Annotated in this window: 8 protein-coding genes; 3 read left to right on the forward strand and 5 right to left on the reverse strand. The window is 59.0% G+C overall.

The features are described 5' to 3' along the window. Nucleotides 1–445: 445 nt before the first annotated feature. Both I2D41_RS02390 and I2D41_RS02395 read left to right on the forward strand, forming a co-directional pair. Entirely contained in the window at nucleotides 446–1,612 is a 1,167-nt protein-coding gene (locus I2D41_RS02390; protein ID WP_195363421.1) for an IS110 family RNA-guided transposase, read from the forward strand. A gap of 698 nt (nucleotides 1,613–2,310) precedes the next feature. Further along, complete coding sequence (locus I2D41_RS02395) at nucleotides 2,311–5,295, forward strand: TOTE conflict system archaeo-eukaryotic primase domain-containing protein (protein WP_195363422.1); 2,985 nt, start codon at nucleotides 2,311–2,313, stop codon at nucleotides 5,293–5,295. Nucleotides 5,296–5,359: 64 nt separating this feature from the next. Here I2D41_RS02395 and I2D41_RS02400 read toward each other — a convergent pair whose 3' ends face one another. The 5 genes from I2D41_RS02400 to I2D41_RS02420 form a co-directional block, all read right to left on the reverse strand. After that, the gene (locus tag I2D41_RS02400; protein WP_195363423.1) at nucleotides 5,360–5,668 is read right to left on the reverse strand and encodes a type II toxin-antitoxin system RelE/ParE family toxin; all 309 of its coding nucleotides are present in this window, start codon (nucleotides 5,666–5,668) and stop codon (nucleotides 5,360–5,362) included. A 2-nt stretch (nucleotides 5,669–5,670) separates the two neighbouring features. Continuing rightward, complete coding sequence (locus tag I2D41_RS02405) at nucleotides 5,671–5,970, reverse strand: type II toxin-antitoxin system RelB/DinJ family antitoxin (protein WP_195363424.1); 300 nt, start codon at nucleotides 5,968–5,970, stop codon at nucleotides 5,671–5,673. Between the two features lie 114 nt (nucleotides 5,971–6,084). Then, nucleotides 6,085–6,843, reverse strand: coding sequence for an LOG family protein (locus I2D41_RS02410; RefSeq protein WP_195363425.1), 759 nt, complete (start codon nucleotides 6,841–6,843; stop codon nucleotides 6,085–6,087). A 213-nt stretch (nucleotides 6,844–7,056) separates the two neighbouring features. Continuing rightward, on the reverse strand, nucleotides 7,057–8,196 hold the full coding sequence (gene tgt, locus I2D41_RS02415) for a tRNA guanosine(34) transglycosylase Tgt (protein ID WP_195363426.1): 1,140 nt from the start codon (nucleotides 8,194–8,196) through the stop codon (nucleotides 7,057–7,059). Between the two features lie 423 nt (nucleotides 8,197–8,619). Then, the gene (locus I2D41_RS02420; RefSeq protein ID WP_195363427.1) at nucleotides 8,620–9,420 is read right to left on the reverse strand and encodes an SDR family NAD(P)-dependent oxidoreductase; all 801 of its coding nucleotides are present in this window, start codon (nucleotides 9,418–9,420) and stop codon (nucleotides 8,620–8,622) included. A 294-nt stretch (nucleotides 9,421–9,714) separates the two neighbouring features. Here I2D41_RS02420 and I2D41_RS02425 point away from each other — a divergent pair, with 294 nt between their 5' ends. Next, entirely contained in the window at nucleotides 9,715–11,478 is a 1,764-nt protein-coding gene (locus tag I2D41_RS02425) for a coiled-coil domain-containing protein (RefSeq protein ID WP_195363428.1), read from the forward strand. Nucleotides 11,479–11,773 lie beyond the last annotated feature (295 nt).

Below are 11,773 nucleotides of genomic sequence, written 5' to 3' on the forward strand. Positions count from 1 at the left end.
GACTTGCAGCGACGGACCTCAGGACACTCTTACACCACGTCTGCGCGCGCGACCTGAAATAGGGACTGTTTTTGACTTATTAGCCGTCAATCAATCCCTATTCCACCGCAACTTAGAAGCAGTTCGTTTGGGACGGGGCTAAAAAGACTGGTATCAAACGTTTCAGACCAGTCTTTTTAGCCCCATTACAGTTTGAGCCGTCCGAAAGGGCGGCTCTTTTCCGTTGCACGGTTATACGATTGAGCCGTACCGGTGGTCGCTGGCCGACCGCCCCGGACGGCCGTCAGCCCCTGCCCCGTAGAGGGCCCGGGACGTGTTGCCGCCGGGGCGGGAGGGGCCGCGGGGAACGACTGATAGAGATGTGCCGGGCCCGGACCGGGCCACGGCCGGGTAATGTGGGTGTCGCTTCCGCGGCTAACGGCCGGCTCAAGGGAGAGGATACACCATGCCTGCAGCAGAGACGCCCGTGGCCTACCTGGGGATCGACGTCGGGAAGAGCTCGCACAGCGCGTGCGCGCTCGATGCGGGAGGGGGCGTCGCCTTCAGGGCCGAGCTGGCAAACAGGCCCGACGACATCGACCGGCTGCTCGAGCGGGCCGGCTCCGGCGCGCTGGTCGTCGTCGACCAGAAGCGGAACATCGGCGCGCTGGTCCTCGCGCGCGCCCATGCGCACGGGAACCCCTGCGCCTACCTGCCCGGATATGCCGAGAAGCAGGCCCGCGGGATGTTCCCCGGCATCGCGAAGACCGACGCCATCGACGCCGAGGTGATCGCGCGCACCGCGCTCGGCGTGCCCCGCGCCCTCAGGCCGGCGCCCGAGGAGCCCGAGGGGACCGCCTCGCTGCGGATCCTGTCGTCGCAGCGCGAGTTCGCGTCGTCCGCCAGGACCCGCGCGAAGAACAGGCTGCGCGCGACCCTGCTCGAGGCCGACCCCGCGCTCGAGGGCGCGGTCGACCCGTCGAGCCGCTGGCAGGTGTCGATGCTGGCCGAGTTCGGCGGGGCCGCCGGGTGCTCGGCCGCCGGCTGGCGCAGGTTCTCGAGCGCCGCCAGGCGCGCGGGCGCCCCCGCGGCGGGAGCCAGGAGGCTCTGGGAGGCGCTGCTGGCCTCGTCGCGCTCGGGAAGGCGGCTCCCGGCCGGCGAGGACGTCGCGGTCCGGATGCTCGCCCGGGAGATAGCCTCCCTCGACGCCGACATCGAGGAGCTCGACTCGCTCGTGGCCGACTCGCTGGCGGGCGACGAGGTCTACGAGTGCCTCCTCACGGTGCCCGGGATCGGCCCCAAGACCGCCGCGGCGCTGGTGACGTCGATCGACATATCCGCGTTCAGGGGGCACGACGAGCTCGCGAGCTATTGCGGCGTGGCGCCGTCAGACAGGCGCTCCGGGAGCAGCATCAGGTCGACGTCGCCTCAGCACGGCGGGAACAGGCAGCTCAAGAACCTGCTCATATTCAGCTGCAACTCCCTCATCGGCACGGACAACAGGTTCGGGAGGTACTACGGGGAGTGCAGGGCGAGGGGGATGAGGCACAGCAAGGCGCTGAAGGCGGTCGCGAGGAAGAGGCTCAAGGTCATCTACGCGATCATGCGCGACGCCGTCCCGTACGCGGCCTAGCGGGCGGCGGGATCAACCGAAGAGGAAACCAAGCGGGGGCGCCTGGCGCCAGGATGCGCCATGCCGAAATGGCGCGAAGCACACGGTTGACAAAACTATAGAGACACGTCCCATTTTAGCTACTCTACATCAGCCCGCTCAGGGCGATGTCGACGGCCTCGTTGAGGTCGTCAGTAATGTGTACCAGATCCGGATCGAGCGGGCTGATCATACCGGCGCTCATCACCGGGCCGTTGGGCCAGTCGAACAGACCCCCTCGCGGTACCCACTGGACAAAAATGGCAAATATGAGTACTGCCACCAAATTAGTAGCAGCAAAATCTCGCCGGAATCGATCGTTTCGATTAATTTCACGCCTTGCCAAGGCTCAAAATGCCGTGTTTGGTGGGTTAGATATATAGAATAATGTCGAATTGGTATTCTATTCTTGCCAAATATTATGAGACTACATTAACAGCAGTACTCACATTTGACGTTATTTGACCACGGGGTCATTCGAAAACCCCTCCCCACGCCGCCAACCCGCCCCATAGCCGTCAAAAACCTTTAACAACAGCCGCCGCACGTTTTGGCACCGGCTGATTGCCACTCACGGATCGGTACCCCACTATTACCGAACCAAAATCGAAGTCGCGTATCTCATAAAGCTGAAATGACGTACCCTTATCCCAATGAACGCTGATAAGAATGGCTTTCAAATGAGCAACGGCACGCATCAATACGCCCTTTTCGGGAGCGCCCTATTCAAATTCAATAAAACGGTCGTCCACGCTTCGGATCCGCGCAAGCAAATCGTTATCTGCAGCAGCGGTCCAGACATCCGTTATACAACGCTGGAAGAATGGGAGAAAGCTGGCGATTCTTTCGATAGACGGGCGCAGATCGAAGATATCGTCACCAGCGCAAGCCCAGCGCGCGACAAACTCGAGCTCTTCCGCAATCTCTTTACTGGTCGCAAAGATGTCTACGCTCATGGGTACCGCAGAAAAGACGGAGGAATTGGCTATACGCCCGCCTGCGCAAATGAGTGGAAGTCAGGCATTTGCCCCAAAGCAAGCCACCAGAGAGTCAAATGCACGGAATGCAGCAGCCGCGTCTTCCCCGAGTTGAGCGATGCCGCGATCATCGCCCATTTCAGAGGCAATGACGATAGGCTTCGAGACGTTATAGGCCAATATGTGCTCGATAAAGACAGTAACACGAAAGTCCTGGTCATCGATTTTGACGGAGCCGATTGGAAAGAAGCGACGAAAGCCATTCGACATGTCGCAAAAAGCCACGGAATCGATGTCGCAGTTGAGCGATCGAGATCGGGCGACGGCGCACATGTCTGGTTTTTCTTCCTAGAGCTCGTCAGCGCAAAGACCGCACGAGATTTTGGAAGCAGCCTTATCACCGAAGCGGCGATACTGAACAAGACAATCACCTTCAAAGCATTTGACCGAATGCTGCCCGCGCAGTCCACCATTCCTGAGGGCGGCTTTGGAAATCTCATAGCGCTGCCTTTTCAAGGAAAAGCGCAGCGAAAAGGGAACAGCGTATTTGTTGACGAGCAATTTGAGCCCTTTCCCGATCAATGGCTTTACCTTTCGCAAATCCAGTTAATCCCGCGCGTGACGGTGCAAAATCTGATCGAGAGCATCGAAAATAGGTCACATGGAATAGCAGCTGTTGCGGCGGCAAACACCGGTGTGCCACATTCCCAGAGACTGCGAAAGCGGCTTCCGCTCACACCGCGGGACTTCCCGTCATCGCTGTCCGTCACGCAGACCGATATGCTCTATATCCCCGAAAAATCTCTGAGTCCCGCAGCTCAAATGGAAGTCCGCAGGCTTGCAACATTTGCCAACCCAGAATTCTTCCGCGCACAATCTATGCATCAATCGGTATTCGGCAAACCGCGGTTCATAGACCTCAGCGAACTTAGAGATGGCTACGTCGCGATTCCCAGAGACTGCAAGGTTCAACTTGAGCGGCTGCTTCAAGAAGCCGGCGTTTCTGCCCACTATTCAGACAAACGCAAGTCGAGCCATCCAATTGCGATGGCATTTAAAGGGACTCTTCGCCCTGAACAGCAAATTGTCGCTGAACAGATGCTCAGCTATGAAGACGGGATCATGTCCGCACCGACGGGGTTCGGCAAAACCGTCATCGGAGCTTATCTTATTGCTGCCATTGGTCTTCCAACGCTCGTCATCGTTCCTAAAACTGCGCTCATTGCCCAATGGAAATCCCAACTCGAACGATTTCTCGACATCACGGACAACAGAGAGCCCGTCCGAACCCCAAAGGGACGAATCAGCAAAAGACAGCCTCCGCTCATTGGGCAAATCGGAGGAGGCAAGACCGCCATAAGCCGTCTCAACGACATTGCTTCATTCCAGTCGCTATCCGGCAAGGATCCCCAAACCGGCGAGTCATTAGCCAAGGAGTTCGTTCGCGATTACAGTCTCATCATCTGTGACGAATGCCACCATGCGGCCGCGCCACAGCTTGAGCTTGTCCTCAAGTCCGCTCCTGCCAAATATGTATATGGCCTTTCCGCAACGCCCGAGCGTTCGGACGGACTCACGCGGGCACTCTCGATGCTCTGCGGCCCGGTTCGCTATGTCGTCGATCCAAAAACGCAAGCAATCCAACAGGGGATTCAGCGCATTGTTAGACCGCGTTTCACCGGAATTCGATTACCCACCTACGGACCAGGAGCATCCTTTAACCAAATTCTCGATCTCCTGTGTGTATACGCCGCGAGAAACGAAGCAATTATCGAGGACGCCCTCGAGGCCGCATCAAACGGCCGGCATCCGCTTGTGCTATCTAAAAGAAAAAAGCATGCCGAAGAGCTATGCAGGCTACTTCAAAGCCGTGGACACGAACCCATACTCTTAACCGGAGAAATCGACGCCAAAGAAAGAAAAGCAATACTGAAGAGTCTTCCCAGCTTTGAGCATGATCATCGAATCATCGTCGCAACTGAAAGTCTTCTGGGCGAGGGCTTCGACCTGTCTTACCTTGACACTTTGCTCATTGCCACTCCAATATCTTGGGACGGCAGCATAACGCAGCAGGCAGGTAGGCTACACAGAAGCCACGAGGGCAAACAGCGGGTTGAGATATTCGACTATGTTGACCTGTCGATACCCATGTTCGCGCGCATGTACCAAAAGAGGCTCAAGACCTACGCCAAGCTGGGGTATGAAGTCTTTGCGGCAAACGACAACAGACAGGACGATCGAAACATCCTCGTTAGGTCGGCAAGAGCCGTGGAGGCTTTAGTGAATGACATCGAGAACGCATCGAAAAGCATTTTTATTGCCGCACCCTACGCGTCCGCCGCATGCCTTGAAAAGCTCGCCGCTGCACTCGCGGATGCCGCTACCCGTGGAATTGCCCTTGAGATTTCTATTGCTTCAACTCCACGCGATGACGTGAAAGCGATTTTTGCCGAGATGAACGTCAACTATCTCATCAAAGCCGAAGGACGCCTGTGCGCATCAGTGATTGACGAGGAAACTGTCTGGTACGGAGCTATTCCGTTGCTGGCTTTCCCAAAGAAAGAAGACTGCAGCATTCGTTTCAAAAGCAGCGAAGTCGCAGCCGAGCTTTTGAGCGAAATTCAGCGAAAAGTGGAACCGGAGGCCGCGGCGACGAACGGGGTACCCCCAGCAGTTGCGGTGAAATAGGGACTGTTTTTGACTTATTAGCCGTCAATCAATCCCTATTCCACCACAACTTGGAAATCGGCGATCAGCCCAGCGGACCCTGAAAAAGCTCCTGATGAGTGCCCATTCGCACCAGCCTGATCACTGGGTTAGTCTTATGGGGCAGATATAGAACGACCACATCGACCAAGCCATCGGATAGCTGGAAATCGATGTGGCCGTTGTAATTGCCGCCCGGGTTTGAGAGCTCGTGGGCGCCGTACTCCGCCGGAAGCGACCCATGAGCCACAAGCTCTGCAACCGCCGCTTTAAACTCACTCTTTAGCTGCGGATGCATGCGCATCGTTCGTTTGTAGTCCGCCTTAAATTGAGCCTCGACTTTGATCTCGAACATCGCTAGTCCTCATCGAGGAACGACATAAGCTCATCAGCGTCGTTGAATGACGGGCTATCGTCCGGCAAAATCCCCAACTCATGAGCGTCGGCGATTACCATGGCACGCCTCGTCGCTTCGTTGGGCACTTCCGCCCTTCCTACAATCTCAAAAGGAATCTTTCGCTGATTTACAAGCTGCCGAACGGCAAGATTGAGATAGGAATTGAGGCTGAGGCCGACCGAATCCAAGAACTCAGTCGCCTGCTCCTTGAGCCCCTCTTCGATGCGAACCGTCGTAGGCTTAACCGTTGCAGTAGACATACGCGACCTCCTCGCCCTCGTCTTTTGCATCAGTATACCCAATATAAATGGCAAACTGACGTTAGAAAGCATCAGAGTGCCATACATATTCATATCGCGGTGGGCACGATTGCCCTACATCAGCCCACTCAGGGCAATGTCGACGGCTTCGTTGAGGTCGTCGGTAATGTGCACCAGCTCGGGATCGAGCGGGCTGATCATACCGGCGTTCATCACCGGGCCGTTGAGCCAGTCGAATAGGCCCTGCCAGTACTCGCTGCCTACCAGCACAAGCGGCATGCGCTTGACCTTGTGCGTTTGCACCAGCGTGAGTACCTCGAACATCTCGTCGAGCGTGCCAAAACCACCGGGAAACACGATGGCACCCGAGCTGTATTTGACGAACATGGTCTTGCGCACAAAGAAGTAACGGAAGTCCATGCCGAGGTTCACGTATTTATTGAGCCCATGCTCGTGCGGCAATTCAATGCCCAGGCCAACTGACTTGCCGTTGACACTTGCCGCTCCCCTGTTGGCCGCTTCCATGATGCCGGGGCCGCCACCGGTGATGACCGCCACGCCACGTTGTGCGATCTTGCGCCCGACGGTACGCGCCGCCTTGTAGAGCGGATCGGTCTTGGGCGTGCGAGCGCTACCGAAGATGGTCACAGCGGGCCCGAGCTCGGCAAGTGCGCCAAAGCCATCGACAAACTCGGCCTGGATGCGCAGCACGCGCCACGGATCAGCATGCAGCCAGTCGGTCGACTCCTCGGGCGCCAGCAGGTTGGCGTAGGTGTTGTCCTTAGGAATCATGGGGCCGCGCATAACCACGGGGCCGCGGCGGTACGTCTCGTCGTAGGCAGGCTCGCCCTCGACATTCTCGTTCTTAATCATGGGTACTCCTATCGAGAAAAAGAAAAACGGGCGGGGTCGACGCCATGCGCCAAACACCCGCCCGAACATCAACTATTCGGTATGGTACCCACGATGCATCAAGTGCTTGCAAGCTATCGGTCAGCGGTCGCGCAGACGGTGTTAGCGAACGTGATGACCGGCCGGCGCTCGCCCCTTGCCGTTGCCCGCGCTCTGCAAGCGCCCGCGCCACTCTTAGTAGTCCACCGCCGCAGGACTGTTCATCCAGTCGCTCACAAACGCGCCGTAGCGGCCCTCGATAATGGCCTGGCGGGCACGCTGCATAAGGTTGAGCAGGTAGTAGATGTTGTGCATCGACAGCAGAATACCGCCGAGTATCTCCTTCTGCGTGACCATGTGACGGATGAGCGCGCGGCTGTAGCCGCCCGTGCACACCGGGCAGGTGCAGGTGGGGTCGATGGGGCCGTCGTCGTGCGCAAAGCGGGCGTTGCGGAAGTTGAGGCGGCCTTCACTGGAGAACGCCGTGCCCATGCGGCCGGTGCGCGTCGGCAGCACGCAGTCGAACATGTCGATGCCCACGCCAACGCCGCGCACGAGCGTGGTAGGGTTGCCGACGCCCATCAGGTAGCGTGGCTTGTGCTTAGGCATGTACTCGGAAGCCAGCGGCGCCAGCGTCTCGAACATGGTCTCGTGGTCCTCGCCCACCGAGTAGCCGCCGATGCCGTAGCCGGGGAAGTCGCCGCACTCCTCCAGGTGGCGCAGCGATCGCAGGCGCAGGTCCAGATGCATGCCGCCCTGAACGATGCCAAAGAGCGCCTGGTCGTCGCGGGTGTGGGCCTTATAGCAGCGCTCGGCCCACATGCTCGACAGCTCCACGGCGCGCTCGACGTAGGCGCGCGTGGCGGGATAGCCGGGGCATTGGTCGAGCTGCATGCAGATGTCGGAGCCGAGCTTCATGGCGATTTCCATGTTATCCTCGGGCGTCCAGAACACGTGGCGACCGTCGTAATCGTTGACGATAAAGCGCACGCCCTCATCGGTGAGCTTGACCGCGTCGTTGTGGCTGAACACCTGGAAACCGCCCGAGTCGGTGAGGATAGGACCGTGCCAGTTCATAAACTTGTGCAGGCCGCCCAGCTCGGCGATAGTGTCCTCGCCGGGACGCATGGACAGGTGATAGGTATTGGCAAGCACGATCTGGGCGCCGAGCTGTTTGACGGTCTCGGTAGGAATGCCCTTGACGTTTGCCTTGGTGCCCACGGGCATAAAGATCGGCGTCTCGATGTCGCCGTGCGGGGTGTGCAGCACGCCGGCACGCGCATGCGTCGTCGGGTCCTCGGCGATCAGATCGAATTTAAAAAGGCTCTGGTCCATAAACTGGAACTCCTTGGTTGCGGTTCATACGCAAACCATTATACGGGCAACCAGCAAACCGCACCGACTCGACAGAAACTGATGCATTAAACGACTAGTCGTCGAGGACAATCTTCAGCGCCATCTTGCAAAGGAGTGTCCCAATCTGCCGGCACTTAGGGACTGTCCCCAAGTGCCGGCAAGAGTGTCCCTTATGACTAGTCATTTAAGAACGTCCATTACGACTACGAGATCATCTCCAACAGCCAAGGCAACGCCGATGCTCTGGCGACGTCAGCGAGCGGTCGCCAGGGCGAACAAATTGGCATGAAAAGAGGGTGGCATAGACCTTCTGGTCATGCCGCCCTCTTTGAATGACAAGTTGTCGCCCTGGTGACCGCGCAGCGTCGAGCCGTTACGCGGTTTGGTAAAACCGCGTAACCCCTAAGGCCGCTGGCCCATACCACCCTCGAGGGTGACGGTCTCGCCGTTCATGTACTTAAAGTCGGGACCGCAGAGCTGAACGACAACGCGGCCGATTTCCTTCTCGACGTCGCCGTAGTGACCCGCCGGCGGCATGTGGACGTTGGCCTTGAACGCCTCGGGATAGGCATCTTGGAAGTTCTCGAGCGCAGCGGTCCAAGCAAGCGGGCAAACGATATTGACGTTGATGCCGTCCTTGCCCCACTCGTTGGCGGCAACGCGGGTCAGGCCGCGGATGCCCTCCTTGGCGGCAGCATAGCTGCACTGGCCATAGTTGCCAAACAGGCCGGCGCCCGAGGCAAAGTTGACCACGGAGCCCTTAGTCTCCTTCAGGTGCGGATAGGCCTTCTGCATGTACAGATAGGTAGCATACAGACCGGAGTAAATGGCCAGGTTAAACTGGTCCATGGTGTGATCGACGATGGTCACGCCCGAGGCGCTGGCCTGAGCATTGTTGACGACGGCGTCGATGCGGCCGAACTCCTCAATGGCCTTGTCGATGACGTTCTGGACGACGGCCTCGTTGTCCTGACCAGCCGAGACATCGGCCTGAACAGGCAGAACCTTGACGCCGTACTCGGCCTCGAGAGACTCCTTGGCGGCCTCGAGCTTGGCAACGTTGCGGCCGGTGATGACGAGGTTCGCGCCCTCCTTGGCAAATGCGATATCGATGCCGTAGCCGATGGAGCCAGCGGAACCGTCCTTGAGCGTGGCCTTGCCGCCGCCGGTGACGATCACGGTCTTACCAGTGAAAAGTCCCATACAAAGTCCTTTCAAATCGCGACGGGCACGCCCGCCGACTGCGCGTATCCAACTTCACGCGCCAAAAGCTGAAATTCAACTTTAGCGGGTTCAAGTGAAAAATAAAGACCGCAGCAGGCGAACGGCACCACGTCGTTCGGCGAAGGGATTGTCAAGTACAAACCGGATAAAGCGGCCGAGTTATCGTTATCAGATCAAGCCATCGAACACGTTTTGAAACTTTGCTGCGGCGCGCGGGATGTCGGCGCGAGACTTTATCATAGGGTGACAAACAACGATGAGGAGCACATGCCTATGACAGACGAGCTGGACCCCCAGACTCAACAGCATATTGATGATCCCGCAGACGTCACCGCAGATACTGACGCTGTGACCTGCGATGGTATCGACATCGACGACCCCATCTTGGACGAAAGCGCTACGGCGGAAACCCCCGAAATAGAAAACGCCGATGAGCAAAACGACGATGCGCCCGCTCAGGACGACGCCCCTGTACAGGACGACGCCCCGCAAGCAGCGGGCCCCATCGAGGTGTCTTCGGAAGAAGAGCTCGATGCCGTCATGGACTCCATGATGGATGCTGTCAAAGCGATGAAAGACGCCGTCGCCGATGCCGATATCGATGCCGAGGAAGAGGAGGCCGCCGAGGCGGCCTCGACCTTTGTGCCCGGCGAGACTCCGGTTGCCGACCAGGGCAGCACCATGCCCTCGTTTCTGCAGCTCGAGCACCCCACGATTGGCGCCGATGCGGTCGATCCGCACGCAGCAGGCTTTTCTGTGGTCGAGGGCGGTACCGGCAATATCGCCGCGCCGCAGGCTGCCGATGCGGACGCTGCCGACACCGCTCGCCCAACCGCCCCGCACTCCCCCGCCGCGAGCCGCGATCTGGGGACCGCTGTCTCGAACACTGCGAACGCCGTGGGCACCTTTATCGCCCAGGGCGCCTCGGCCATGCGCGAGATGAACGCCGCGAAAAAGGCACTTGCCGATGCCCGCGCCCACCTGGCCGAACTTGAGCAGCGCATTGCCGATCAGGCCGAGGAACTCGAGACGCGCCAGGATATCGCAGGCCGCTACGACCAGATCGTCGCCGACCAGCGTCAGGCGATCGCCACAGCGCAAAAGACCGCTGCGGCAGCCGAGATTGACCGTGATGCCCACGCCGCCAAAGCGACAGAGCTCAAGGGTCAGTTCGAACAAATGAAGACAGAGGATGACGCGACTGAGCTCCGCCTGAAGGCCGCGCTCGACGCCGTGGAGGCCCGCGAGGCGAGCTCTCGCGAGACCGGCAACCGCCTCATGCGACGTCTTGAGGATTCCAAGCGCATCCGCGACAAGGTGAAGGCCGAGCGAGACGCCGGCATTGCGGCCGCACAACAAACCGTCGACGCCACGCGCGCCCAGCTCGAGACGCTGCGTCATGAGTATGCCGAGCTGCAACGCAATCCATCGGCAAATCCCGCCAACTATACGGTGCGCACTAGCGAGCTCTCGATGCAGATCTCCGACACGGCAGATGCCCTGCGAAAAGCCGAAGAAGATGTCCCGCGCATCACCGCCGACCTTGAGCACTCGCTTGCCGCAGCCGAGCAGGCCGTCGAACAGGCGCAGGCCCCCATTGCCGAAGCCAAACGCGCGCACCAAGCCGTGACGGCAGAGGCCGATGCCGCGCGCGACGAGCTGCAGACCGCAAAAACCACCGCTGCAACGCGCCAGCGCGAACTGCGCGAGAAGATCGCTGCCGAGGACAAGGCACGCCGCGACCAAGAGCAGAGCATAGCCAACACCCAAGCAGATGCCGCGCATGCGCAGTCGATTATCGAACAGGCGACCGAGGTGCACGACCACCCAGAGATCACTGAGTCGCTTGCAGGATCCTTGGCCCGAGACAAAGCCGAACGCGCCGAGACCGAGCGAGAAGTCGCCCAGCTCGAGGCCACCGAGGACGCGGTGCGCGAGCGTACCCGCGACTCACGCATCAAATTCACCGGCGCCATCGTCTGCATTATCGCCGTAGTCCTCGTGATCATCCTAGTCTGGCTGTTCGCAAGCAAGTAAACCAGCTGCCAAAAAACGCTCAACGCAGTTGCGGTGAGATAGTTCCTGTTTAGCCCTCAAAAAGCCAATTCAAGAACTATCTCACCGCAACTTATTTAGATCGGCGCAAGGACTGTCCCCAAGTGCCGGCACAAAAGGAACGTCCCCAGGTGCCGAGTGAACCACGGCAACGCCGATGTTTTGGCGCGGACAGCGAAAACGCCCCTAAGCGAGCAAGGTGACGTGAAAGAGGAGGGCATTGACCTTCTGGTCATGCCCGACGATTGAACGTCAGATTGCCGCTTAGGGGCGTTTG

This window comes from Collinsella aerofaciens (assembly GCF_015552075.1).
Classification (GTDB): domain Bacteria; phylum Actinomycetota; class Coriobacteriia; order Coriobacteriales; family Coriobacteriaceae; genus Collinsella; species Collinsella aerofaciens_Y.